Origin of the sequence: Streptomyces sp. NPDC006691, assembly GCF_042869955.1 — a bacterium.
In the GTDB taxonomy this organism is placed as follows: domain Bacteria; phylum Actinomycetota; class Actinomycetes; order Streptomycetales; family Streptomycetaceae; genus Streptomyces.
In genome coordinates, this window is record NZ_JBIAGW010000003.1 from 219,140 (window position 1) to 242,766 (window position 23,627).

At 73.0% G+C, this 23,627-nt stretch carries 21 protein-coding genes and 1 riboswitch; of the genes, 12 read left to right on the plus strand and 9 right to left on the minus strand.

From position 1 onward, the window contains the following. Window positions 1–16: 16 nt before the first annotated feature. Window positions 17–1,339 (minus strand): glycosyltransferase family 4 protein, encoded by a 1,323-nt coding sequence (locus ACFYNP_RS07765; protein WP_388783564.1) that lies wholly within the window; start codon window positions 1,337–1,339, stop codon window positions 17–19. A 235-nt stretch (window positions 1,340–1,574) separates the two neighbouring features. On the opposite strand from ACFYNP_RS07765, the gene ACFYNP_RS07770 reads away from it, so the two are divergent. Next, entirely contained in the window at window positions 1,575–2,204 is a 630-nt protein-coding gene (locus tag ACFYNP_RS07770) for a TetR family transcriptional regulator (RefSeq protein WP_388408006.1), read from the plus strand. An 84-nt stretch (window positions 2,205–2,288) separates the two neighbouring features. On the opposite strand, the gene ACFYNP_RS07775 is transcribed toward ACFYNP_RS07770, so the two are convergent. Together ACFYNP_RS07775 and ACFYNP_RS07780 are read right to left on the minus strand one after the other, a co-directional pair. Further along, a complete protein-coding gene (locus ACFYNP_RS07775) occupies window positions 2,289–2,522 on the minus strand; it encodes a ferredoxin (RefSeq protein ID WP_100576763.1) in 234 nt (77 codons plus the stop codon). Continuing rightward, entirely contained in the window at window positions 2,522–3,982 is a 1,461-nt protein-coding gene (locus tag ACFYNP_RS07780; protein WP_388783567.1) for an aldehyde dehydrogenase, read from the minus strand. Before ACFYNP_RS07780 ends, ACFYNP_RS07775 begins: the two co-directional genes overlap by 1 nt. Before the next feature lie 263 nt (window positions 3,983–4,245). On the opposite strand from ACFYNP_RS07780, the gene ACFYNP_RS07785 reads away from it, so the two are divergent. The 7 genes from ACFYNP_RS07785 to ACFYNP_RS07815 all read left to right on the plus strand — a co-directional run bounded on the left by ACFYNP_RS07785 (window position 4,246) and on the right by ACFYNP_RS07815 (window position 12,344). Beyond that, window positions 4,246–5,406 carry an MBL fold metallo-hydrolase gene (locus ACFYNP_RS07785; protein ID WP_388783570.1) on the plus strand — a complete coding sequence of 387 codons (1,161 nt, stop codon included), beginning with the start codon at window positions 4,246–4,248 and terminating at the stop codon, window positions 5,404–5,406. Between the two features lie 226 nt (window positions 5,407–5,632). Beyond that, a riboswitch (cobalamin riboswitch) is annotated at window positions 5,633–5,768 on the plus strand. Window positions 5,769–5,881: 113 nt separating this feature from the next. After that, window positions 5,882–7,117 carry a prenyltransferase/squalene oxidase repeat-containing protein gene (locus ACFYNP_RS07790; RefSeq protein ID WP_388783573.1) on the plus strand — a complete coding sequence of 412 codons (1,236 nt, stop codon included), beginning with the start codon at window positions 5,882–5,884 and terminating at the stop codon, window positions 7,115–7,117. Then, window positions 7,117–7,764 (plus strand): SCO2322 family protein, encoded by a 648-nt coding sequence (locus ACFYNP_RS07795; RefSeq protein ID WP_388783575.1) that lies wholly within the window; start codon window positions 7,117–7,119, stop codon window positions 7,762–7,764. The genes ACFYNP_RS07790 and ACFYNP_RS07795 overlap by 1 nt, the downstream gene beginning before the upstream one ends. A gap of 7 nt (window positions 7,765–7,771) precedes the next feature. Next, entirely contained in the window at window positions 7,772–9,046 is a 1,275-nt protein-coding gene (locus ACFYNP_RS07800; RefSeq protein WP_388783578.1) for an energy-coupling factor transporter transmembrane component T, read from the plus strand. Then, window positions 9,043–10,740: an ABC transporter ATP-binding protein gene (locus ACFYNP_RS07805; RefSeq protein WP_388783581.1), complete on the plus strand. Its 1,698-nt coding sequence runs from the start codon at window positions 9,043–9,045 to the stop codon at window positions 10,738–10,740. The genes ACFYNP_RS07800 and ACFYNP_RS07805 overlap by 4 nt, the downstream gene beginning before the upstream one ends. Continuing rightward, on the plus strand, window positions 10,737–11,615 hold the full coding sequence (locus ACFYNP_RS07810; protein WP_388783584.1) for an ECF transporter S component: 879 nt from the start codon (window positions 10,737–10,739) through the stop codon (window positions 11,613–11,615). Before ACFYNP_RS07805 ends, ACFYNP_RS07810 begins: the two co-directional genes overlap by 4 nt. Window positions 11,616–11,921: 306 nt before the next feature. Continuing rightward, the gene (locus tag ACFYNP_RS07815) at window positions 11,922–12,344 is read left to right on the plus strand and encodes a lytic transglycosylase domain-containing protein (protein ID WP_388407985.1); all 423 of its coding nucleotides are present in this window, start codon (window positions 11,922–11,924) and stop codon (window positions 12,342–12,344) included. Here ACFYNP_RS07815 and ACFYNP_RS07820 read toward each other — a convergent pair. The 4 genes from ACFYNP_RS07820 to ACFYNP_RS07835 all read right to left on the minus strand — a co-directional run bounded on the left by ACFYNP_RS07820 (window position 12,290) and on the right by ACFYNP_RS07835 (window position 16,336). Further along, a complete protein-coding gene (locus tag ACFYNP_RS07820) occupies window positions 12,290–13,585 on the minus strand; it encodes an alpha/beta hydrolase (RefSeq protein WP_388783587.1) in 1,296 nt (431 codons plus the stop codon). The two genes, ACFYNP_RS07815 and ACFYNP_RS07820, sit on opposite strands and share 55 nt — an antisense overlap. 250 nt (window positions 13,586–13,835) lie before the next feature. Continuing rightward, window positions 13,836–14,252 (minus strand): hypothetical protein, encoded by a 417-nt coding sequence (locus ACFYNP_RS07825; RefSeq protein ID WP_388783590.1) that lies wholly within the window; start codon window positions 14,250–14,252, stop codon window positions 13,836–13,838. 424 nt (window positions 14,253–14,676) lie between these two features. Next, window positions 14,677–14,922, minus strand: coding sequence for a hypothetical protein (locus ACFYNP_RS07830; RefSeq protein ID WP_388783593.1), 246 nt, complete (start codon window positions 14,920–14,922; stop codon window positions 14,677–14,679). A 244-nt stretch (window positions 14,923–15,166) separates the two neighbouring features. Then, the gene (locus ACFYNP_RS07835) at window positions 15,167–16,336 is read right to left on the minus strand and encodes a steroid 3-ketoacyl-CoA thiolase (protein WP_388407977.1); all 1,170 of its coding nucleotides are present in this window, start codon (window positions 16,334–16,336) and stop codon (window positions 15,167–15,169) included. A 236-nt stretch (window positions 16,337–16,572) separates the two neighbouring features. Between ACFYNP_RS07835 and ACFYNP_RS07840 the strand changes: the two genes are divergently transcribed. From ACFYNP_RS07840 to ACFYNP_RS07850, 3 genes are all read left to right on the plus strand, one after another. Next, window positions 16,573–17,820, plus strand: coding sequence for a cytochrome P450 (locus tag ACFYNP_RS07840; RefSeq protein WP_388783596.1), 1,248 nt, complete (start codon window positions 16,573–16,575; stop codon window positions 17,818–17,820). A gap of 111 nt (window positions 17,821–17,931) precedes the next feature. Continuing rightward, the gene (locus tag ACFYNP_RS07845) at window positions 17,932–18,867 is read left to right on the plus strand and encodes a phosphotransferase family protein (protein WP_388783599.1); all 936 of its coding nucleotides are present in this window, start codon (window positions 17,932–17,934) and stop codon (window positions 18,865–18,867) included. Between the two features lie 93 nt (window positions 18,868–18,960). Next, window positions 18,961–19,671: a pyridoxamine 5'-phosphate oxidase family protein gene (locus tag ACFYNP_RS07850; protein WP_388783602.1), complete on the plus strand. Its 711-nt coding sequence runs from the start codon at window positions 18,961–18,963 to the stop codon at window positions 19,669–19,671. A gap of 283 nt (window positions 19,672–19,954) precedes the next feature. Here ACFYNP_RS07850 and ACFYNP_RS07855 read toward each other — a convergent pair whose 3' ends face one another. Both ACFYNP_RS07855 and ACFYNP_RS07860 read right to left on the minus strand, forming a co-directional pair. Continuing rightward, a complete protein-coding gene (locus tag ACFYNP_RS07855; RefSeq protein WP_388783605.1) occupies window positions 19,955–20,458 on the minus strand; it encodes a GNAT family N-acetyltransferase in 504 nt (167 codons plus the stop codon). Window positions 20,459–20,511: 53 nt separating this feature from the next. Further along, the gene (locus ACFYNP_RS07860) at window positions 20,512–22,554 is read right to left on the minus strand and encodes a DHA2 family efflux MFS transporter permease subunit (RefSeq protein WP_388407963.1); all 2,043 of its coding nucleotides are present in this window, start codon (window positions 22,552–22,554) and stop codon (window positions 20,512–20,514) included. 194 nt (window positions 22,555–22,748) lie between these two features. On the opposite strand from ACFYNP_RS07860, the gene ACFYNP_RS07865 reads away from it, so the two are divergent. Then, window positions 22,749–23,612 carry a peptidoglycan-binding protein gene (locus ACFYNP_RS07865; RefSeq protein ID WP_388783608.1) on the plus strand — a complete coding sequence of 288 codons (864 nt, stop codon included), beginning with the start codon at window positions 22,749–22,751 and terminating at the stop codon, window positions 23,610–23,612. The last annotated feature ends 15 nt before the right edge of the window (window positions 23,613–23,627 follow it).

Below are 23,627 nucleotides of genomic sequence, written 5' to 3' on the forward strand. Positions count from 1 at the left end.
GGCGCGGGGCGCCCGGTCACCTGGCGGGCTTCCGGGCCGTACGGCCCTGCGCCTCGATGGCCTCGCGGTAGAGCTCGGCGGTGCCCCGGGCGGCGCGGGCCCAGGTGAAGCGTTCCAGGACCCGCTCGCGGCCGGCCGCGCCGAGGCTGGCCCGCAGGTCGGGGTCCCCGAGCAGGCGCGCGAGCCCGGCGGCCAGTGCCCCCGCGTCGCCGGGCGGCACCGCGAGGCAGGTCTCGCCGTCGGTGCCGGCGACCTCGGGGATGGCCCCGCCGGTCGTGGCGAGCAGCGGGGTGCCGGTCGCCATGGCCTCGGCGGCGGGCAGCGAGAAGCCCTCGTACAGCGAGGGCACACAGCTGATCTGCGCCGAGCGTACGAGGTCGACGAGCTCGGCGTCGGTGATGCCCTTGACGAACTGGACGGCGTCACCGAGCCCGTACTTCTCGATGGCGTGGGCGACCGGCCCGTCCTCGGCCCGCTTGCCGACGACCACGAGGTGGGCCGCCGGGTGCTCGGTGCGCAGCTTGGCGAGGGCCTCGACGAGGAAGACCAGGCCCTTGAGGGGCACGTCCGCGCTGGAGGTGGTCACGATCCGGCCGGGCACCTCGGCGACGGCCGGGTCCGGCGACCACAGGGTGGTGTCGGCGCCGATGTGCACGACCTCGATGCGGTCCTCGCGCACGCCGAGGTGGTCGACGATCTCGCCCTTGGAGGTGCCGGAGACGGTGAGCACCGACGGAAGCCGGCGGGCGACCCGCTTCTGCATCCGGGTGAAGCCGTACCAGCGGCGCACCGAGGCGCGGCGCTTCCAGTCGGGCGCCGCGTCCAGTTCGAGCCGGCGGTCGACGGTGATGGGGTGGTGGATCGTGGTCACCAGGGGCGCGCCGACGTCACCGAGCAGGCCGTAGCCGAGCGTCTGGTTGTCGTGGACGACGTCGAACTCGCCACGGCGGGCGGCCAGATGGCGCCGCGCGCGCAGCGAGAAGGTGAGCGGCTCCGGGAACCCGCCGGTGCGCATGGCGGCGACCTCAAGGCGGTCGATCCAGTCCCGGTACTCGTCCTTGGCGGGCGTGCGGAACGGATCGGGCGAGCGGTACAGGTCGAGGCTGGGCAGCTCGGTGAGCGGGACCCCCTCGTCGAGCACGGGGTAGGGCTGCGCTCCGATGACCTCCACGGAGTGCCCGAGCCGGGCGAGTTCGCGCGAGAGGTGGCGGACGTAGACGCCCTGGCCGCCGCAGAACGGGTTCCCCTTGTAGGTGAGCAGCGCGATCCGCAGCGGGCGCTCGCCCGCACGGTCGGCGCCCCCGGCGCGGGGGCTTGCCTCGATGGCCTCAGCGGTCACACGCGGCCCCCTTCATCACTGCGTTTCGCCGGAGCGTAACCGCTCGCGCTAATCTAGAACAAGTTCCAGACTTGGTCCTTCTTGAGCGTACTTCGATCACTCAAGGAGCATCGAATCTACCGGCAGGTAGCGCGACTGTAAGAGCCGGATCAGGTGATTCGCGCCACGACGGGGCCCCTGCCATGCTGGGCCGCCGAACACCGTGGCAGAGAACCGGACAAACGGAACGGGACACATGACAGCGGAAGCCAAGGCGGCCACCCCGGCCACCCCTCCCCTGACGGAACGCCAGGAGGCCCGGCGCCGTCGCATCCTGCACGCGAGCGCCCAGCTGGCCAGCCGCGGCGGCTTCGACGCGGTGCAGATGCGTGAGGTGGCCGAGGCCGCGGGGGTCGCGCTCGGCACGCTGTACCGCTACTTCCCTTCCAAGATCCATCTCCTGGTCGCCACGATGCAGGACCAGCTCCAGCATCTGCACGGCACCCTGCGCAAGCATCCGCCGTCCGGCGCCGGCTCGGCCGAGCGGGTGGCCGAGACCCTCATGCGGGCCTTCCGCGCGCTCCAGCGCGAGCCGCACCTGGCGGACGCGATGGTGCGCGCCCTCACCTTCGCGGACCGCTCGGTGAGCCCCGAGGTAGACACGGTCTCGCGGCAGACCACGGCGATCATCCTGGACGCGATGGGACTTGAGCACCCCACCCCTGAGCAGCTTTCGGCGGTCCGGGTCATCGAGCACACCTGGCACTCGGCCCTGATCACCTGGCTCTCCGGCCGGGCGTCCATCGCCCAGGTCAAGATCGACATCGAAACGGTCTGCAAACTGATCGACCTCACGGCCCCGGGTGCCGTTCCGCCCAAGGGGTAGCGCCCCCGTCCCCGCGCGGGGGTCTCCCCCGGGGGAGACACGGTCCCCTGTGCCCTCCGAGGGGGGCTGATCCCCCGGAGGGGGTTAGTCCTCCGGAGGGAACACCGGTTCCCGGGAGTCGAGCAGGGTGATCAGGATGGCCTCCACCGGGCAGCCCTCGGCGGCGGCCAGGATCTGTTCGTTGGCGTCGGTGTCGGGGGTGCGGGGGTGGGACTGACGTGCGGAGTCGAGCTCGAACCCGGCCGGGGCGTGGCCCACGCACATGCCGGATCCGATGCACACGCTCCGGTCGACCTCGACGTGCCAGCGGTCGCCCATCACTCGCCCCCGTGTCCGGCGGGCAGGTGGATCATCTTGTGCTCCAGGTACTCGCCGAAGCCCTCGGGCCCGAACTCCCGCCCCAGACCGGAGGACTTGTAGCCGCCGAACGGGCCCAGCATGTCGAGGCTGAAGGTGTTGACGTTGAAGGTGCCGGTGCGCACCGAGCGCGCGAAGTCAATGCCGTGCTCGACGTCCCCGGTCCACACGCTGCCGCTGAGCCCGTACTCGGAGTCGTTGGCGATCCTGAGCGCCTCGGCCTCGTCCCCGTACGGCAGCAGACAGATGACCGGCCCGAAGATCTCCTCGCGGGCGATGCGCATCGTGTTGTCGACGTCTCCGAAGAGGGTCGGCTCGACGTACCAGCCCCGGTCGAGACCGGCCGGACGCCCGCCCCCGGTGAGGATCTTGGCGCCTTCCTCCTGCCCGATCCTGATGTAGTCCAGCGAGCGCTGCCGCTGCCGCTCGGCGACCAGCGGGCCGACCTGGGTGGCCGCGTTCAGCGGGTCCCCCACCACGAGCGCGCCCGCGGCGGCGGCGAACGCCTCGGCGATCTCCTCGTAGCGGCTGCGCGGAGCCAGGATGCGGGTCTGGGCCACGCAGGCCTGCCCGTTGTTCATCCAGGCGGCCGGGACGACGCCCGCGACGGTCGCTTCGAGGTCGGCGTCCGGCAGGATCACCGCGGCCGACTTGCCGCCGAGCTCCAGGGTGACGCGGGTGAGGTGGCGCGCGGCGACCTCCATCACGCGTTTGCCGGCCGCGACGGAACCCGTGAAGGACACCTTGTCGACGCCGGGGTGCCCGACGAGGTACTCGCTGACCTCGCGGTCCGCGGGCAGGATGGACAGCACCCCTTCCGGCAGGCCCGCCTCGGCCGCGATCTCGCCGAGGATGTAGGAGTCGAGGGGTGACTCGGGGGACGGCTTGAGGATCACCGAGCAGCCGGTGAGCAGCGCGGGCCCGAGTTTGGCCGCCGCCACGAACTGCGGGACGTTCCACGGCACCACGGCCGCGACCACGCCGACCGGCTCGCGCCGCACGAGGAGCGGGCCGAGGGCGCCCGACCGCCTTTCCTCGTAACGGAATTGGCGGGCCACGGTGATCGCCGAGTCCCAGACCATCATCGCGCCGAGCGCCTGGGCGAGCACGCTCCAGGAGTACGGGGAGCCGTTCTGGGAGCTGATGGACCGGGCGATCTCCTCGTGCCGCACGAGGATGGCGTCCTTGATCCGGGACACCACCTCGATGCGCTCCTCGGGCGTGGCCCGCGCCCAGGGTCCGGTGTCGAAGGCCCGGCGCGCGGCGGCCACGGCCCGGTCCACGTCGGCCCGGGAGGCGTGCGGCACGCGGCCGATGACCTGCTCGGTATGGGGTGAGATCACCTCGATGACGTCGGAGCCGAGCGGGTCGGTCAACTCCCCGCCGATGAAAAGCTGTCCGTGTTCCACGAGCTCGGTCATGCCTGGTGCCTCCTGCGGCGCGGGCTTCGCTGTGGCCTGACGTTGTTTCAGAACTGATACCAGTTCTAGTTGGAGGAGTCCACGGCCGGGACGAGGTGGGGAATGCGCGCCCGGGCCGACTTGATCACCGGAGAGTCGGCCGAGCCGGGCACCCACTGTAACCAGTTCTAGTTATAGTGACCGGGGGCGTGCCACTCGACCGGGTGTGCGCCGGCCGGCCGCACAGGGACCCGGAGTCACGGATCCGGAGAGACGAGGACCCCATGCCGCAGGAGCCAGCACGGGAACGGGCACAGGAGCCGACGCGGGAACGGGCACAGGAGCCGGCGCGGGAGCCGGCCGCGCCCGAGGCGGCCTCGCCCGAGCCGACCGCTCCTGAGGCGGCCGCCCCTCAGGTGACCGACCACGGGGGCGGGGTCCACTCCATCAAGGTGCCGATCCCGGACAACCCGCTCGGCCACACCCTGGTCCACCTCGTCGACACCGACCGGGGCCCGGTGCTCGTCGACACCGGCTGGGACGACCCGGACTCCTGGGACACCCTGGCCGCCGGCCTGCGGGCCCTCGGCACGGACGTCTCCGCCGTGCACGGGGTCGTGATCACCCACCACCACCCCGACCACCACGGCCTCTCCGGCCAGGTCCGGGACGCCTCCGGCGCGTGGATCGCGATGCACGCGGCGGACGCCGCCGTGGTGCGCCGCACCCGGGAGGCCCGACCGGGCGTCTGGCTGGACTACCTGTGCGCCAAGCTCACGGCGGTCGGCGCCCCGGAGGAGCATCTCGCCCCGCTCCGCGAGGCCCGTACGTCCGGACGCATGCGGACCCTGCCGGGGCTGCGGGCCGCGCTGCCCGACCGCGAGATCGTGCCGGGCGACCTGCTGCCGCTGGCCGGGCGCCGGCTCCGCGCGATCTGGACTCCGGGTCACACGCCGGGCCACGTCTGCCTGCACCTGGAGGAGGAGCACCCCTCGGGGCTGCCCGGCAACGGGCGCCTGTTCAGCGGCGACCACCTGCTGCCCGGGATCACTCCGCACATCGGCCTGTACGAGGACCCCGACGACGCCGTCGAGACCGACCCGCTCGGCGACTACCTCGACTCCCTCGAACGCGTCGGCCGACTCTCGGTCGCCGAGGTCCTGCCCGCGCACCAGCACGCGTTCACCACGGCGGGGGCGCGGGTCCGCGAGCTCCTGACCCACCACGAGGACCGGCTGACGGGTCTGCTGTCCCTCCTCGCCGTCCCCCTCACACCGTGGGAGCTGGCGGAACGGATGGAGTGGAACCGGCCCTGGTCGGAGATTCCGTACGGGTCGCGCACGATCGCGGTCTCGGAGGCGGAGGCGCATGTGCGGCGCCTGGAGAAGCTCGGGCGGGTCGAGCGGGTGCCGGGGGGCGGGGTGGTCCGGTTCCGCTCGGTCTAGCGGTCCGGCTCCGGCTGGTCCGGCTGGTCTGGGGCGCCGCCCCCGACCCCGGTTCTGTCCCCGCCCAGCCCCTTCGCGCGGCTCCCCGCGCCCCTGCGGGTGGCCCGGTACCGGGGCACCCGCAGCCCGTCATGGCGGTCCCCCCTGGCCGTTGAGGCCTTGGCGGAGTCTGAGGGCGAGCGCTCTTGAGGGGCGAACGGGGTCTGGGGCGGAGCCCGGGGGTCGTTCACCCTCCGGGTAGGGTGGGCGGGTCGTCGTCATGCCCCGTACGGGGGAAAGCCGGTGCAAACCCGGCGCTGACCCGCAGCCGTGAAGCCACCCCGGGTGGCAAGCCGGAACGCCCCGTCACCGCATGACCGGCTCACACGTCACCCGCACACCGCAGGTGACCCGCACCGTCGAGGTATACGGGGCCCGAGCCGGGTGCCAGCGCGCGCCCGTGCCCGCGCCCCCCGCAGGAGAGGCACCGCCCGCCATGACCGTACGCCGCTGCGCCGCAGCGCTCGCCGCCGCCACCGCCGTCCTGGGCGGCGTCGCCCCGGCCGCATTCGCCGACGGCACGCCGTCCCCCGCGGCGGTCCCGCCGGGCCTGTACGGAACCAAGGACCCCCAGTACGACGGCGTCTTCCGGCAGTCCCTCGCCTTCCTCGCCCAGGAGAAGACGGGCGTCAGGCCCGCCGGCCAGGCCGTCACCTGGCTCACCGGCCAGCAGTGCGAGAGCGGCGCCTTCACCGCGTTCCGTGCGGACCCGGCCAAGCCGTGCGACCCCAAGGCGATGCTCGACACCAACGCCACCTCGGCCGCCGTCCAGGCACTGGTCGCGCTCGGCGGGCACGACGACGCGGTGAAGAAGGGCACCGGCTGGCTGAAGTCGGTCCAGAACGACGACGGCGGCTGGGCCTACAACCCCGGCTCGAAGAGCGACGCCAACTCCACCGCGATCGTCATCGGCGCACTCGCCGCCGCGGGCGAGAAGCCGGCCGAGGTCAAGTCGGCCAAGGGCGGCAAGTCCCCGTTCGACGGCCTGCTCGCCTTCGCGCTGCCCTGCGACGACCCCTCCGGCGGCGGCGCCTTCGCCTACCAGGGCGACCTGAAGACCGGGAAGCTGTACGCCAACGCGGACGCGACGGCCGCCGCGGTGACCGGCTCGCTCGGCAAGGGCCTGACCGCGACCGCCGGCCCCGCCGATGCCAAGGGCACCGCCTGCGAGAAGGCCACCACGCCCGAGCAGGCCGCGCACAACGGTGCCGCCTACCTCGCCAGGACGCTGGCCCCGACCGGGTTCCTGAAGTCCGCGATGCCGGGCGCCGAAAGTCAGCCCGACTTCGGCAACACCGCGGACGCGGTCGTCGCCCTCGCCGCCGACGGGCTGTCCCAGCAGGCGAAGGCGTCCGCCGACTGGCTCGCCAAGAACGCCACCGCCTGGGCCAAGGAGAGCGGCCCCGCCGCCTACGCCCAGCTCATCTTCGCCGCGGACGCGACCGGTGCCGACCCGACGAACTTCGGCGGAGTGAACCTGGTCGACTCCCTGAACGCGACGGGCCCCCGGGCCACGGCCACGTCGTCCGCCCCGGCCGACGCGTCCAAGCCGAAGTCGTCGTCCGAGAAGAACGACGGCATCTCGGTCTGGTGGATCGTCGGCGTCGGCCTGGTCGCCGGCATCGGCGTCGGCTTCCTGATCAGCGGCCGCAAGAAGAACCAGCAGCTGTGATGCGGACGCGACTCGCCTCGTTCGCCGCGCTGCTCCTCGCCGTGGTGCTCCTCGCCACCGCCGCGGGTCCCGCGCAGGCGGCGGGCTACCGGTACTGGTCGTTCTGGGACCTGACGGGCGTCGCCTGGACGTACGCCACCCAGGGCCCGGCGTCCGCGCACCCCGGCGACGGCTCGGTGGAGGGCTTCCGCTTCGCGGTGAGCGCGGACTCCAAGGACGCCACCCAGCCGCGTACGGCACCGTCCTTCGAGGCGGTCTGCGGTACGACGCCGACCAGGGACGACACGAAGCGAGTCGCGCTCGTCATCGACTTCGGCACGCCCCAGGACGCGGCCCCGGGCGAGACCCCGCCCGCCCCGCGCACCGCCTGCGCCCAGGTCTCCCCGGACGCCACCACCGCCGACGCCCTGGCCGCCGTGGCGAAGCCGCTGCGCTACAACAGCGCGGCCCTGCTGTGCGCGATCGGGGGCTACCCGCGCACAGGGTGCGGCGAGCAGGTGGACGGCCCGGCGGCGAGCGCGCCGCCCGCCAAGCAGGACACCCCGGGCTCGGGCCCCTCGGTAGGACTCCTGGCCGGAGCGGCCGCGGTCCTCGCCCTGGGCGGGGCGGCGGTCTGGCAGGCCCGCCGCCGTCGCCGGGGAGACTGACCCGGCGATGCCACCCCGGAACGAGGAGGCCGAGCACGGGCCGGAAGCGGGTACGGGTGCGGGCGGGGAACCCAGCCCGGCCGGAGGCCGGGCGTTCACCCAGCGGTCCGCGCCCGCACGCCGTTCCCCCCGCCGGAGGCGGACGCCGGCCGCGCCCGTCGCGAGCCGGAGCAACGCCGTGCACCCCGGCGCCTGGTGGCTCTGGGCGCTCGGGCTCGCCACGGCCGCGTCGCGCACGAACAACCCCCTCCTGCTCGGCCTCCTCGTCGGGGTCGCCGGATACGTCGTGGCCGCCCGCAAGACCGACGCCCCCTGGGCCCGGTCCTACACCGCGTTCATCAAGATCGGCCTGTTCGTGGTCGGCATCCGACTCGTCTTCAACCTGGTCCTCGGTTCACCGATCCCCGGCAGCCACACCCTGTTCACGCTGCCCCAACTCCCGCTCCCCGACTGGGCGAAGGGCATCCGCGTCGGCGGCCGGGTCACCGCAGAGGGCATGCTCTTCGCGTTGTACGACGGCGCCCGGCTCGCCACCCTGCTGATCTGCGTGGGCGCGGCGAACGCGCTCGCCAACCCCGCCCGCCTCCTCAAGTCCCTGCCGGGCGCGCTGTACGAGGCGGGCGTCGCCGTGGTCGTCGCGATGACCTTCGCGCCGAACATGGTCGCCGACGTCGTACGGCTGCGGACCGCGCGCCGGCTGCGTGGCCGCCCCACGGGCGGTATCAGGGCGATCGCCCAGATCGGCCTGCCGGTACTCGAAGGCGCCCTGGAGCGCTCGGTCGCGGTGGCCGCCTCGATGGACGCCCGCGGCTACGGCCGTACCGCCCAAGTACCGACCCCCGTACGTCACTTGACCACCGCCCTGACCCTCGGCGGTCTCCTCGGCGTCTGCGCGGGGACCTACGGACTGCTCGCCTCCGAAGGTGCCGGGTACGGCATCCCCGTCCTCGCGGCGGGGCTGGCCGCCTCCCTCGCCGGGCTCCGGCTCGGCGGCCGCCGCCAGCTCCGCACCCGCTACCGGCCCGACCGCTGGGGCGCCCGGTCCTGGCTGGTGGCGGGTTCCGGCGCGATGGTCGCGGCGCTGATGCTCTGGGCGGGTACGTACGCACCGGACGCCCTGACCCTCGGGGTCGTCCCCCTGAGCGCACCGGCCCTGCCCCTGTGGCCCGCGCTCTCCCTGCTCGCCGGCCTGCTCCCCGCGTTCGTCGCACCCGTACCGGCCGCATCACCCGTACCACCCGCGCCGCCCGCGCCGCCCGCGCCACCGAAGGAGTCCGCGTGATCCGGTTCGAGAACGTCTCGGTCACCTACGACTCCACGCCGGAGCCGACCGTACGGGGAGTCGAACTGACCGTCCCCGAGGGCGAGTTGGTCCTGCTCGTCGGCCCGTCCGGAGTCGGCAAGTCGACCCTCCTCGGCACGGTCTCCGGGCTCGTCCCGCACTTCACCGGGGGCACCCTGCGCGGCCGGGTCACGGTGGACGGCCGCGACACCCGCACCCACAAACCGCGTGAACTCGCCGACCTGGTCGGCACGGTGGGCCAGGATCCGCTGGCGCACTTCGTCACCGACACCGTCGAGGACGAACTCGCCTACGGCATGGAGTCGTTGGGGCTCGCCCCCGCCGTGATGCGCCGTCGGGTCGAGGAGACCCTCGACCTGCTGGGCCTCGCCGAACTGCGCGACCGCCCCATCGCCACCCTCTCCGGCGGCCAGCAGCAGCGGGTCGCGATCGGCTCGGTCCTCACCCCGCACCCGAAGGTCCTGGTCCTGGACGAACCGACGTCGGCACTCGACCCGGCCGCCGCGGAGGACGTCCTCTCGGTCCTCCAGCGCCTCGTGCACGACCTCGGCACGACGGTCCTGCTGGCCGAGCACCGCCTGGAGCGGGTGATCCAGTACGCGGACCAGGTGATCCTGCTCCCCTCCCCCGGCGAGCCCCCGCTCCTCGGCACCCCCGCCGACATCATGCGCGTCTCCCCTGTCCAGCCCCCGGTGGTGGCCCTGGGCCGCCTCGCGAAGTGGAACCCGCTCCCGCTCTCCGTACGGGACGCCCGCCGCATGGCGGGCCCGCTGCGCGACCGGCTCTCAACGCTCGCACCCTGCGCGCCCACCGCCGAAGGCACCGAGCCGCCGGTGGCCGCCCCTCGGCCCGCGGCGGCGCGGCGCACCCTCGCCGCCCTCTTCCGCCGCCCGCCGGGGCACCCCGGCACCCCCGCCACAACGGCGCCGGCCACCGCCACCGCCCTCGGCGTGCGACGCGGCCGGGTGGAGGCCCTGCGCCGCGTGGACCTGACCGTCGCCCCGGGCGAGACCATCGCCCTGATGGGCCGCAACGGCGCCGGCAAGTCCACCCTCCTCGCCACCCTCGTCGGCATGATCGAGCCCACCTCGGGCTCGGTGACGGTGGCCGGCCGCACCCCGCACCGCACCCCGCCGCGCGAACTGATCCGGGAGGTCGGCCTCGTACCCCAGGAGCCGCGCGACCTCCTGTACGCCGACACCGTCGCCGCGGAGTGCGCCGCCGCGGACCAGGACGCCGGGGCTGCCCCGGGAACCTGCCGCGAGCTGGTGTCCACGCTGCTTCCCGGCGTAGCGGACGACACGCACCCCCGCGACCTGTCCGAGGGCCAGCGCCTCGCCCTCGCGCTGGCGATCGTCCTGACCGGCAGGCCTCCCCTGCTCCTCCTGGACGAGCCGACCCGCGGCCTGGACTACGCGGCCAAGGCCCGCCTGGTCACCGTGCTGCGCGCACTCGCCGCCGAGGGGCACGCGATCGTGCTCGCCACCCATGACGTGGAGCTGGCCGCCGAACTCGCCCACCGGGTGGTGATCCTGGCGGGCGGCGAGGTCGTCGCGGACGGCCCGACCGCCGAGGTGGTCGTCTCCTCGCCGGCCTTCGCCCCCCAGGTCGCCAAGGTCCTGGCCCCCCAGCACTGGCTCACCGTCGCGCAGGTGCGCGAGGCCCTTTCATGAGCCGCACGAACGCCACGGGCGTGAGCCGCACGAACCGCACAAGCCCTACGAGCCGCACGAGCCGGGACGTCACGAAGGCGGCCCGGGCCATCCGCCTGGGCCCCCGCGCGGTGGTGGCCCTCTCCCTCATCACCCTCATCGGCATCGCGGCCTTCGGCTGGCCGCTGCTCGCCGACGCCGACTCCGGTCTCGCCCACGCCCAGGACGCCCCCTGGCTCTTCGCCGCGCTGCTCCCGCTCCTGGTGGGTGTGGTGGTCGCCACGATCGCGGACGACGGCATGGACGCCAAGGCCGTCGCGATGCTCGGCGTGCTGGCCGCGGTCGGGGCCTCGCTGCGCCCGCTGGGCGCGGGCACGGCGGGCCTGGAGCCGATGTTCTTCCTGATGGTGCTGAGCGGCCGGGTCCTCGGGCCGGGCTTCGGCTTCGTGCTCGGCTCGGTGACGATGTTCGCGTCCGCCCTGCTGACCGGCGGGGTCGGCCCGTGGATGCCGTTCCAGATGCTCGCGATGGGCTGGTTCACGATGGGCGCCGGCCTGCTGCCGGGCCCGCACCGCCTGCGCGGCCGGGCCGAACTGGTCCTGCTCGCCTTCTACGGCGCCCTCGCCTCGTTCGCGTACGGGACGGTCATGAACCTTCAGGGCTGGACCTTCATCGGCGGGATGTCCTCGGGCGTCTCCTTCCACCCCGGCGCCCCGCTGTCCGAGAACCTGGTCCGCTTCTTCACGTACTGCGCGGCCACCTCGCTCGGCTGGGACCTGGGTCGGGCGGCGCTCACCGTGGTGCTGACCCTGACGCTCGGTGCGACCGTCCTCAAGGCACTGCGACGCGCGACGAGGCGTGCCGCCTTCGAGGCCCAGGTCACATTCGAGGCCTGAAAAGGGTCCCTCCGGGGTGAGGCGCCCCACAGGACCTTCGTCCTCTACGAGGCGGAATAGGGGCCCACGGCCATGATCCAGAGGCCCCTCCGCAGCCACGTTGACCTGGACTTATGCATCCCTTACACCCCCGGGGACGTTCCACCCCCCATGCGACTCCCACTAGTAAATGGGGTGATTGCGGACCTCCCGGGGACCCGGTTACAACTGTTCGAGTCGCCGGAACCGCACGGTCCACACACGGGCCACTCACATCGGGTTCCCTCGCCAAGGAGGTCCTTGAACCTCCGGCGGAGTGCGACCCCCATGTCCCCGACGTTAGGTTTCGCGTTGTCTTTCGCCGCCCGCATCTCCGCTCGCAAGAAGTCCATCGCCGCCGCCGGCGCCACGCTGCTGGCCGCCTCCGGCATCGCCATGGCCGCCGTCCCGGCCCAGGCCGCACCGACGAGCGCCCAGGCGATCGCGCAGCAGATGATGCCGTCCGACCAGTTCCAGTGCTTCAGCAAGATCGTGACCCACGAGTCCGGCTGGAACCCGTCCGCCACCAACTCCTCCTCCGGCGCCTACGGCCTGGTCCAGGCCCTGCCCGGTTCGAAGATGGCCTCCGCCGGTGCCGACTGGAAGTCCAACCCGGCCACCCAGATCAAGTGGGGCCTGAACTACATGAACGACCGCTACGGCAGCCCGTGCGGCGCCTGGAACTTCTGGCAGCAGAACAGCTGGTACTGAGCCGTACCGGCAACGGAGTCGAAGAGCCGCACGATCCGCGGCACCGACTTCTTGAAGGCCCCGTCGTGGCCGACCGCTCCCTGGTCGGCCACCGGGGCCTTCTTCCCGTGTGCGGCCAGCTGCCGGGCGCAGCTGAGCGTGTTGCCGATCGGGACGTCGGTGTCGCCGCTCGCGGTGTAGAGCCGCACCGGCACGTCGGGCTTCCAGTCGCAGGTGTGGTCGTTGTCCCGCAGGGCGTCGAGCAGGGCGCCGCGGGGGTGCTGGAGCCGTGCGTAGAACTCCGGCGTGAGCATCTCCTGCACCGTGCCGGGCAGCGCCCCGAGTACCTCCTCCGTGGTGTGGTGGCTGTCCAGGAGCTCCTCGACGACCCGGGCGTACGGCTCCCGGAAGGCGTTCCCCGTGTCTCCGTACAAGGGGCGCAGCCTGTTCTGCGCGGTGAGCCAGTACGCCATGTACAGCACCCCGCTGGTGTCGTTCACCCGCCCGTCGAAGAGTGCGGGCAGCTCCTGTCCCGCGATGTCGTACGGCCCCGAGACCGGCGCGAGCGCCTTCAGCCGGAAGTGGGTGTCCGCGCCCCGGCTCAGCGCCCGGCCGAGCGCCATGGCGACCTGGCCGCCCTGCGAGAACCCGGTCCCGTAGACGTCCCCGGTCAGCGGGCGCCCCAGCTCGCGGGCGGCCGTGCGGGTGGCGCGCAGCATGTCGAGCGAGGCGGACACGGCGGAGGCGGTGTCCATGTACGGGTGCCGCCCCGGCCCCTTGCCGAGCCCCAGATAGTCGGGCGCGGCGACGGCCCGCCCGGCCGAGGCGTGCAGATACGGCGAGAGCCGGCCGTCGTCCTCGCCGACGGAGGGCGCGTAGTCGCGGTCGACCATGGTGCCGTGGGTGTCCGCGACGAGATCGAGCCGGGTGTGGCGCCCGTCGTCGGGCAGCACGAGCAGGCCGGTGGCGGTGGTGCGGCTGCCCTGCGGGGTGATGGTGCGGTACGTGAGCCGGTATCCGCGTACGCCGTAGCGGACCTGGGCGCTGTCGATGCCGGCCGACGTGAGGAAGGCGGAGACCTGGGTGGGGGTGCGGGTGGACACGTCCTCGACCGAGACGAGGTCGCCGCGGTGGGCGGCCGGCTGGGCCCGGGCGGGGTGCGCCCGGGCGGCCGGCTGGGCCTGGGCGGCGGGGGCGTAGCCCCCAACTCCCGCTGCGAGGAGGGTGGTTACCGCGGAGATACGGATGCCGATATTGACCATGCTTCGACGGTAGGCATCCGCGCGCACCGCGGACATCCGGCGGTCCCCCGCCCCGAACGGGCCCTGGACCCCCCTCCGAGGGGGGCTTGCCCCCACCTCCGAGGCGCGGGTCACGAACGTGCCCGTACCGGAGCGCGAGCCCACCCGGTGGTGGGCGAACACCCTGCGGGACGTGCCGGCCGGGGCTGCCCCAACGGGACGGAAGGTCCCACCGGGGCGAGCCGGTCCGCGACGGCCAGGGCGCCCGTGGTCACTGGACCTCGATGGTGACCTTCCACTGCCGGACCGCGGAGGGGCACTGCGACCCGGGCTTCGGGACGCACCGTCCGGTGGAGGTGATGTCGCTCCTGCCGGTCTTCACGGCGCGGAAGACCGCGGTGGCATCGCCGTTCGGGGCCGTGGCGCCCTGGTTTCGGTGCAGGGCGGCGGGGTCGCCGGCCACCGGCACGCTCCACGCCCATGTGCCGCCCTGCGCGGGACCGCCGGTCAGCCGGACCCTGATGTCGTCGCCGGCCCGTACGGTCACGGCATGGCCGTTGTCCGCGTTGGTCAGGGTGACCGACCTGAGAACGCCGGCGAGGCCGTTGCGCGACGGGGCGGGGGCGGCCAGGGAGGTCGATGCCGTGGCCGCGGTCAACGCCAGACCGAGGATCAGCGGAAGGGTCACACACCTAGCGGTTTTCAAGAGGGCTCCCGGCGATGGACGAACGTGGTGGGGCCCGTCATACCCGCCTGGGGCGCCGGACCGGGACGCCCTCCCTTCCCCTTCACCCTTTTCCGTTAACGACCAGGCGTGCGGATGGTCCATCGGCACACCCACCCGACCGCTCCCGATCCGTCGGGCAGGCCCTGGCCCGGCGACAAGAGGCCCTGCTCCGGACGGTCGTTCACGTGGTCGGCGACGGGCGAAGCGGTTCGATGCCGGTGGACGGGCCGATTCCCCGGCGGACGAGGGGGACGCGGACCGGGTGCGCCCGGTGTCCATCCGTGGCGAGGACGGGGACGACGGTGTTCGCATCCCGCGCCACGGCTGCCGCGGACCGAAGAGGCGTACGGACTTCGCGGACTTGGGGATCGCTGTAGCCCTCCGGCTACTTCCACGCGTCGGTGTGGATGGCTTCGACGACGAGTGCGTCATTCGGGCTGAGCCGCGCCGTACGGCGGACACCGGCAGGAGAGCCGAGGGCCACGTAGGTGTGCGACAGAGTCGTCAGCGTACCGGGCCCGACCGGCTGAACGGGATCCGCCTGCCGCACTGCCGCGTGTGCGCTGACGGCCACGGACAGTACGGCCACGGCGGGGACGAGAGCGGCAAGTGCTCGCTTGGTGTGGTTCATGCACGGCGAACGATCTTGGACCACGGGAGTCACCACGCCCACGCCCCGCCCCGGTACGGATTCGGCGTGCCGTACCGGGGTCGGCCGGGGCGGTCATGCACGCGCCGGGCCGCGCATGCTCCGGTGGGGGACAGCTCTTCGACCGCCTGGTTTCCGGCCGTCGGCGGGTGCGCCTTCACCCGCGTATCCCGGCCGCCTGCCGCGCGGTTCCCCACGCCCCTCGGCGGCACCGGTGCGGGAGCACCTACAGCCGCTGCACAATCGTGGCCGTGGCCAACGCCCCACCCGCACACATCGTGACCAGCGCGAACTCCTTGTCCCGCCGCTCCAGCTCATGCAACGCCGTCGCGATGAGACGGGCCCCGGTCGCCCCGACCGGATGCCCGAGCGCGATCGCGCCCCCGTTCACGTTCACCTTCTCCAGGTCCTGCTCGAAGACCTGCGCCCAGCTCAACACCACCGAGGCGAACGCCTCGTTGATCTCGACGAGGTCGATGTCCCGCAGGGACATGCCCGCCTTGCCGAGCACGGCCCGCGTCGCGTCGATCGGCCCGTCGAGGTGGAAGTGCGGGTCGGATCCGACGAGCGCCTGCGCCACGATCCGCGCCCGCGGCTTGAGCTTCAGCGCGCGGGCCATCCGCTTGGAGGCCCACATGATGGCGGCCGAACCGTCCGAGATCTGCGAGGAGTTGCCCGCCGTGTGCACCGCCGTCGGCATGACCGGCTTGAGCCGCCCGAGCGCCTCCATGGTCGTGTCGCGCAGCCCCTCGTCACGGTCGACGAGCCGCCACATCCCCTGCCCGGCCGCCTGCTCCTCTTCCGTCGTGGGCACCTGCACGGCGAACGTCTCCCGTTTGAAGCGCTCCTCGCTCCATGCGGTGGCCGCCCGCTCCTGCGACAGCAGGCCGAGGGAGTCGACGCGCTCCCGGGTCAGCCCCCGGTTGCGGGCGATCCGCTCGGCCGCCTCGAACTGGTTGGGCAGGTCCACGTTCCACTCGTCGGGCCACGGCTTGCCCGGGCCGTGCTTGGACCCGGAGCCGAGCGGCACCCGTGACATCGCCTCGACGCCACAGCTGATGCCGACGTCGATGACCCCCGCCGCGATCATGTTCGCGACCATGTGGCTCGCCTGTTGCGACGATCCGCACTGGCAGTCGACGGTGGTCGCGGCGGTCTCGTACGGCAGCCCCACCGCGAGCCAGGCGTTGCGTGCCGGGTTCATGGACTGTTCGCCGGCGTGGGTGACCGTACCGCCGACGATCTGCTCGACGCAGTCGGCGTGGATGCCGGTGCGGCCGAGGAGTTCGCGGTAGGTCTCGCCGAGCAGATAGGCGGGGTGCAGATTGGCGAGCGCGCCTCCGCGCTTGCCGATGGGCGTGCGTACGGCTTCGACGATGACGGGTTCCGCGGCCATGAGCTCGTCCTCTCCTGACACAGCCGCTGGGTGTCCCGGCACCGCACGGCCACGAACTGATACGCGTTCTAGTTCTGAGTGCAGTCTTATGAGAGCTACCCCGGGTACGCAAGGGTTGTGCACGCCCCGCGTGGGGAGTTCAGTGGCAACAGATGCTGCCGCGAGCCTTGCTTGTTGTAGAACCCGTTACTACCTTTCGGACAACTTCTGATGGACCGTCAGACATGGAGTGACCGATGCGTTGCCCCCACCTGCCCGACGGGTTCGACTTCACCGACCCGGACCTGCTCCAATCCCGCGTGCCGCACCCGGAGTTCGCCGAGCTGCGCGGGACCGCCCCGGTGTGGTGGTGCGCCCAGCCGACCGGCATCTCCGGCTTCCAGGACGACGGCTACTGGGCGGTGACGCGGCACGCCGACGTCAAGTACGTGTCCACGCACCCGGAGTTGTTCTCCTCCCACACCAACACCGCGGTGATCCGCTTCAACGAGTCGATCAGCCGCGAGCAGATCGACGTCCAGAAGCTGATCATGCTGAACATGGACCCGCCCGAGCACACCCGGGTCCGCCAGATCGTCCAGCGCGGCTTCACCCCGCGCGCGATCCGCTCCCTGGAGGGCGCCCTGCGCGACCGCGCCCGCTCCATCGTGGACGCGGCGCTCGCGGAGGCCGGCAAGAACGACGGCGCCTTCGACTTCGTCACCAACATCGCCGTCGAACTCCCCCTCCAGGCCATCGCCGAGCTGATCGGCGTCCCCCAGGAGGACCGGACCAAGATCTTCGACTGGTCCAACAAGATGGCGGCGTACGACGATCCGGAGTACGCGATCACCGAGGAGATCGGCGCCGAGGCGGCGATGGAGCTGGTCTCGTACGCGATGAACCTCGCGGCGGCCCGCAAGGAGTGCCCGGCCAAGGACATCGTCTCGCAGCTGGTGGCGGCCGAGGGCGAGGGCAATCTGCTCTCGGACGAGTTCGGCTTCTTCGTGATCCTGCTCGCGGTGGCCGGCAACGAGACGACCCGCAACGCGATCAGCCACGGCATGCACGCCTTCCTGACCCACCCCGAGCAGTGGGAGCTCTACAAGCGCGAGCGCCCCGCGACCGCCGCCGAGGAGATCGTGCGCTGGGCGACCCCCGTGGTCGCCTTCCAGCGCACGGCGACCCAGGACACCGAACTGGGCGGCCAGAAGATCAAGGCGGGCGACCGCGTCGGCATCTTCTACTCCTCGGCCAACAACGACCCCGAGGTCTTCGAGGAGCCGCACCGCTTCGACATCACCCGCGACCCCAACCCGCACCTCGGCTTCGGCGGCGGCGGCCCGCACTTCTGCCTCGGCAAGTCCCTGGCCGTGCTCGAAATCAACCTGATCTTCAACGCGATCGCCGATGTCCTGCCCGACCTGCGCCTCGCGGGCGACCCCCGCCGGCTGCGTTCGGCCTGGCTGAACGGCATCAAGGGCCTCCAGGTGACACGCGGCTGACCCGCCCACCCGGAACCGGGAGGCAGGGGCCATCCCCCCTACGCCCCGCCCCTGTCTCCTGCCCGGCGAAACTCCCGGGCGAGGCTCCCGGGCGACAACTACGCTCGCCGCATGACCGATCGGGACCGGAACGCGACCCTGGGCTGGGTCGAGAAGAACGTGGGCGCACCCGTGACGGGGGCGGTCGCGCTGCACGGCGGCTGGACCTCCGAGATGCGGCGCCTGTCCGTGGGCGGCGAGCGGCCGCGCGCCGTGGTGCTTCGCTCCTTCGTCAAGGAGTTCTACCTCCGGCACGCCCCCGGACTGCTGCGGCGCGAGGCGGACGTGCTGACGCTGCTCGCCCGCACCGACGTGCCCGCCGCCGAACTCATCGCCGTCGACCCCGAGGGCACGTACTGCGAGCACCCCTCGCTGCTCATGTCGCTGCTGCCCGGCGAGGTGCGCGTCGACCCGTCCGGTGCCGGACGGCGCACGCCGCTGCTCGCCCGGCAGCTCCTCGACATCCACCGCGTCGAGGTGGACGAGGCGGACCGGCCGCGCGACTACGAGCCCTGGACCTCCGCCGACAGCGTCCGGATGCCCGAAGACACCCGCCGGCCGGCGCTCTGGCGGCGTGCCGTCGACGTCATCCGGCACGACCCGCCCGCCCACCAACCGGTCTTCCTGCACCGCGACTTCCACCCCGGCAACGTCCTCTTCACCGGTGCCGCGACCGAGCCGCGCGTCAGCGGCGTGGTCGACTGGGTCGAGACGTCCTGGGGTCCGGCCGACCTCGACGTGGCCCACTGCTCGACCAACCTCGCCCTGCTCTACGGCGTGCCGGCGGGCCTCGCCTTCCCCGGGCAGTACACCGCCGCCGGCGGGCGGCTCTCCGCCGATCCGCACGACCTCGCCTACTGGCTGCTCCTGGACGCGCTGGCCTTCGCCCCCGACGCCGAGAAGGTCGCCGACCCCTGGCGCGCGCTCGGCCGCACCGACCTCACGCCGGGGCTCGTCGCGGAGCGCCTGGAGGACTACCTCCAGGCCGTGCTCGACCTCACCCGCTGATCCCGCCCGTGCGGGGCCATAGCCCTTGATACACCCACCCTCCTGCTGAAACAGTTGCCGAAGCCCCGACCCGGCAACCGAATCGGCAGGAAAATGGACGTAGAGCAACCGGATCAGCACTCCGCGCAGGATTCGGCGGAGCTGGCCGTCACCGAGCGGACCCGGCACCGGCGGCTGCGCGAGCAGGGCAGTACGCGGGCCGCCGATCTGGACGCGATCCTGCGGGGCGGTTTCGTGTGCCACCTCGGGGTCGTCGTCGACGGCACCCCGATGGTGGTGCCGACCGTGTACGGCGTGGACTTCGGCACGCGCACCCTGTTCGTGCACGGGTCGGTGGCCAGCCGCAGCATCGTGCGGGCGCCCGAGGCCGAGGTCTGCGTGACCGTGACGCACATCGACGGGCTCGTGCTCGCCCGCTCGGTGTTCGAGCACGGGGTCAACTACCGCAGCGCGATGGTCTACGGCGTGCCCCGGCTCATCACCGACGGGGACGAACTCCTGCACGGGCTGCGGGTGCTGACCGAGCACTGCGCGCCGGGGCAGTGGGACTACGCCCGAGGCCCCAACTCCAAGGAACTGGCGGCCACTTCACTGCTGGCCCTGCCCCTCGACGAGGCGTCGGTGAAGACGGCTTCCGGGCCGCCCGAGGACGGGGACGGGCCCGACGGCGAGCTCGGCGTGTGGGCCGGGGTGGTGCCGCTGCACACCTCCTTCGGGGCACCCGAGGCGGATCCGGCGCTGCCCGCCGGCATCTCGCTGCCGGTCCACATCAAGGCTCTGGGCGGCGGCAGGCCCGGCGGCTGAACGCGGCCCGGCGCGATCCGACCCGGCGCGATCCGACCCGGCGCGATCCGGCCCGGCGCGGGCACCGCCGTGCGCCGGGACTGCGCCCCGGACCCCGTTCGCGCCTGAGGGCCGCTCGTCCTCAGTCGCCGGAGGGGCTGAAGACGCCCATGCCGACCAGCACCACTACGGCCGGGGTGCCGGGCCACCCGGAGGGGCGCGGGGCCATCCGCAAGGGGGCGAGGGCCGCGCGCACGGCGGCCCCCACGGTCCGCGGCCGGAAGCGGGGTTGGAGGGCGGGCCCTCACAGCTCCTTGGCGAACCAGCGTTCGCTGTACGGGCCCTGGCTGTAGGGCGCCACCTCGCGGAAGCCGTGCTTCGCGTAGAGCCCGCGCGCCTCGACCAGATCGTGCCGCGTATCCAGGGCGACCCGCCGCGCGCCGAGGCGCCGAGCCGCGTCCTCCAAGGCCATGAGCAGCGCTCCGCCGCCGCCGGTGCCGCGCGCGAAGGGGCGGACGTAGACGCGGGTGAGCTCGGCCGTCGCCGGGGCCGTACCGTCGATCACGGGGGCCTCGGCGCACAGCCGCACACCCCCGCACGCGGCGGGCCGCCCCCCGTACCGTCCGACCACGAAGTCGCCCGTGGGCAGCCGGAGTTGGGAGGAGCCGTCGTCGGCGAGGCCCTGCTCGACCTCCGCGTCGGTGGCGGGTCTGCCGTACCACCGGCTCGCCACCTCGTCGTAGTAGTCGCGCCGCAGCAGGCTCGCGTCGGGGGTGTCGGGCCGCTCGGTGGTCATGATCCAACTCATGGCCACTGCCTATCCCGGGCAGCGCCGGCCCTGCCACCCAATTAACGGGCTGCTCACGCCGCGTGGTCGCGTCGGGCGGCCGGGCCCGTCGGCCGTTCCGACTCGGAACCGGAAAGCTCCGAGGACAGCTCCTCGATCAGTTTCACCAGGTCCCGGGGGCGTTCGGGCCCCCACCAGTCGCCGAGCAGCTCGGCCAGCGACTCCTCGCGGGCCGCGCACAGACGCACCGCGACCTCGCGGCCCTCCTCGGTCAGCACCAGCGGCAGCCCGTCGCGCCGGGCGAGCCCGCGCCCCTCCACCTGGCAGGCCGCCTCGGTGATGACGTGCAGCGGCACGGGGGCGCGCTCGGCGAGCACCGCCGGGTCGACGGAGCCGTGCTTCCTGATGCGCAGCAGCAGCCAGCTGGCCGCCGGGAGGAGGTCCAGGTCCGCCTTGGTGGTGATCGTCCGGTAGATCTCCCGGCGCCCCTCGCGCGTACCGAGCACCGAGAGGGCCCGCGCGCACTCGTCGTACGAGGACCGCTCGACGGGGTTGGAGGCGAGGGTCTGGCTGGTGTCGGGCGCGGTGACCGCGCCGCGCAGCTTGTCCTCCTTGAGGAACCACGCCGTCACGAAGGCGAGGAGGACGACCGGGGCCGCGTACAGGAAGACGTCGGTGATGGACGAGGAGTAGGCGTGCAGCACCGGTGGGCGTGCGGCGGGCGGGAGTTGGGCGATGGCGTGCGGGTCGGCGGAGATGGTGGCGGGGCCGATGCCGGGCGGCAGCGGCTGTCCGGCCAGGGCGTCGGAGAGCTTTCCGGTGAGCCGGTTGGTGAAGATCGTGCCGAAGATGGCCACGCCGAACGAGGCTCCGATGGAGCGGAAGAAGGTGGCTCCCGAGGTCGCCACGCCCAGGTCCGCGTAGTCGACCGCGTTCTGCACGACCAGGACCAGGACCTGCATGACGAGTCCGAGTCCGGCGCCGAAGACGAAGAAGTAGGCGCTCATCTCCCAGGTGGAGCTCGTCTCGTCGAGCCGGTGCAGGAACAGCAGGCCGATCGCCGTGATCGCCGTGCCCAGGATGGGGAAGACCTTCCAGCGCCCGGTGCGGGACACGATCTGGCCGGATGCCGTGGAGGTCAGCAGCAGGCCGAGGACCATCGGCAGCATGTGCACGCCGGACATCGTCGGCGAGATGCCCTGCACGACCTGGAGGAAGGTGGGCAGGTACGTCATCGCGCCGAACATCGCGAAGCCCACGATGAAGCTGATGACGGCGACGAGGGTGAACGTACGGATGCGGAACAGCTTCAGCGGAAGCACCGGCTCGACGGCCCTGCGCTCCACCGCGACGAACGCCACGAGCAGCACCACGCCGAGCACCGCGAGCCCGATGATCTGCGCCGAGGCCCAGGGCCAGGTCGTGCCGCCGAGGGAAGCGACCAGGACCAGGCAGGTCGCGACGGAGGCGATGAGGAAGGTGCCCAGGTAGTCGATGGTGTGCCGGGTGCCGTGCGCCGGGATGTGCAGTACGGCGGCGATGACGAGGAGCGCGATCACGCCGATGGGCAGGTTGATGTAGAACACCCAGCGCCAGCTGAGCTGTTCGGTGAAGAACCCGCCGAGCAGCGGTCCGAGCACACTGGTGGCGCCGAAGACGGCGCCGAACAGGCCCTGGTACTTGCCGCGTTCGCGGGGTGAGACGAGGTCGCCGACGATCGCCATGGACAGCACCATGAGGCCGCCGCCGCCCAGGCCCTGGAGCGCGCGGAAGCCGATCAGCTGGCCCATGTTCTGCGCGATGCCGCACAGCGCGGAGCCGACGAGGAAGATGACGATCGCGACCTGGAACAGCTTCTTGCGTCCGTACTGGTCGCCGAGCTTGCCCCACAGCGGTGTCGCGGCGGTCGAGGCCAGCATGTACGCCGTCACGACCCACGACAGGTGTTCCATGCCGCCCAGGTCGCTGACGATGGTCGGCAGCGCGGTCGAGACGATGGTCTGGTCGAGCGCGGCGATCAGCATGCCGAGCAGCAGCGCGCCGATGGCGACCAGTACGGTCCGCCGTTCCTGCCCCGCACCGGGGGCGACGGTGGCGGGAGCGGTTCCCTGAGCCATGGCCACGTCCCCTTCGTGTGTGTGCTCCGACTCGCTCCCACCATCTTGGTCGGAATGTACGGAAATGGCCTGCCGGACCGGCCGTACGGCCCCCGGCGCCCGAGCCCCGCCCGGCATAATCGCTCGGAGTTTCCTGGGGAGGGGACCCGACGATGACCCGACAGGGCTGTCCCGCATGCGGTGCGGAACGCGGGGTGGACGGCAGACCCGGCTGCGCCTGCGCCGAGCGCGCCGCCGAGACACTGCACGCCGAGCGCTCGGCCGAGGCGGCCGCCTCGGAGGACTTCGACCCGCTGCGGATCCGGCCGTACGTGCTGCTGCCGAACGCGGCCGGGCCGGAGGAGGAGGTACCGGCCGTGCCGGAGGGACCCGCCGAGCGGACGGTGCGGCTGGGGGCGGTGGTTCCCCCGGCGGAGCCCGCGCCCGGTCCGGTGGAACGTTCCGCGTCCCCGGGCGCGGGGCGGACTCCTCGCGGGCGCCGGACGGCCGCGTTGACCGTCGGCGCCGTCGCGGTGGTCGCGGTCGCCACGGCGGCGTTCGCGAGCACCCTGTTCGCCGACGACGCGACGCCGAAGCGGGCACTGCCGGAGGCCGCCGGGACCGTCGCCCCCTACAGCGGCGACGGCTCGCCGTCCGCCGGGGCACCCTCGGCCGTCGCGTCCCGTACGAAGAAGCCGAGCCCGAGCCGGCCGGCCGCCGCGCGGCCCCCGGCGTCGCCGTCCGCGTCCGGGCCGGCCTCGCCGACCCCGTCGAAGCCGGCCCCGACGCCCTCCGCGTCCGCGTCCGCGCGGCCCTCGCACTCCCCCTCCCCCCAACCGCTCGTACCGTCCGCGAGCAGCACGCTGCGGCGCGGCGACAAGGGGCCGGCCGTACTCGAACTCCAGCAGCGGCTCGCCCAGTTGGGGCTCTACGCCGGCAGCATCGACGGCGGCTTCGGCTCCCGGACCGAGCGCGCGGTACGGGACTTCCAGGCGTACCTGGGCGTCGACGGCGACCCGGCCGGGGTCTACGGGCCGGCGACCCGCCGGGCCCTGGAGTCGGTGACCCAGCACCCCTGAGGACGCGGTGCCCCC

Excerpts from the sequence above, each read along its gene's own strand:
- ACFYNP_RS07770 (WP_388408006.1), top strand. The coding sequence starts at position 1,575 with ATGACAGCGGAAGCCAAGGCGGCCACCCCGGCCACCCCTCCCCTGACG.
- ACFYNP_RS07775 (WP_100576763.1), bottom strand. The coding sequence starts at position 2,522 with ATGGGCGACCGCTGGCACGTCGAGGTCGACCGGAGCGTGTGCATCGGA.
- ACFYNP_RS07780 (WP_388783567.1), bottom strand. The coding sequence starts at position 3,982 with ATGACCGAGCTCGTGGAACACGGACAGCTTTTCATCGGCGGGGAGTTG.
- ACFYNP_RS07785 (WP_388783570.1), top strand. The coding sequence starts at position 4,246 with ATGCCGCAGGAGCCAGCACGGGAACGGGCACAGGAGCCGACGCGGGAA.
- ACFYNP_RS07790 (WP_388783573.1), top strand. The coding sequence starts at position 5,882 with ATGACCGTACGCCGCTGCGCCGCAGCGCTCGCCGCCGCCACCGCCGTC.
- ACFYNP_RS07795 (WP_388783575.1), top strand. The coding sequence starts at position 7,117 with ATGCGGACGCGACTCGCCTCGTTCGCCGCGCTGCTCCTCGCCGTGGTG.
- ACFYNP_RS07800 (WP_388783578.1), top strand. The coding sequence starts at position 7,772 with ATGCCACCCCGGAACGAGGAGGCCGAGCACGGGCCGGAAGCGGGTACG.
- ACFYNP_RS07810 (WP_388783584.1), top strand. The coding sequence starts at position 10,737 with ATGAGCCGCACGAACGCCACGGGCGTGAGCCGCACGAACCGCACAAGC.
- ACFYNP_RS07815 (WP_388407985.1), top strand. The coding sequence starts at position 11,922 with ATGTCCCCGACGTTAGGTTTCGCGTTGTCTTTCGCCGCCCGCATCTCC.
- ACFYNP_RS07820 (WP_388783587.1), bottom strand. The coding sequence starts at position 13,585 with ATGGTCAATATCGGCATCCGTATCTCCGCGGTAACCACCCTCCTCGCA.
- ACFYNP_RS07830 (WP_388783593.1), bottom strand. The coding sequence starts at position 14,922 with ATGAACCACACCAAGCGAGCACTTGCCGCTCTCGTCCCCGCCGTGGCC.
- ACFYNP_RS07835 (WP_388407977.1), bottom strand. The coding sequence starts at position 16,336 with ATGGCCGCGGAACCCGTCATCGTCGAAGCCGTACGCACGCCCATCGGC.
- ACFYNP_RS07840 (WP_388783596.1), top strand. The coding sequence starts at position 16,573 with ATGCGTTGCCCCCACCTGCCCGACGGGTTCGACTTCACCGACCCGGAC.
- ACFYNP_RS07845 (WP_388783599.1), top strand. The coding sequence starts at position 17,932 with ATGACCGATCGGGACCGGAACGCGACCCTGGGCTGGGTCGAGAAGAAC.
- ACFYNP_RS07850 (WP_388783602.1), top strand. The coding sequence starts at position 18,961 with ATGGACGTAGAGCAACCGGATCAGCACTCCGCGCAGGATTCGGCGGAG.
- ACFYNP_RS07855 (WP_388783605.1), bottom strand. The coding sequence starts at position 20,458 with ATGAGTTGGATCATGACCACCGAGCGGCCCGACACCCCCGACGCGAGC.
- ACFYNP_RS07860 (WP_388407963.1), bottom strand. The coding sequence starts at position 22,554 with ATGGCTCAGGGAACCGCTCCCGCCACCGTCGCCCCCGGTGCGGGGCAG.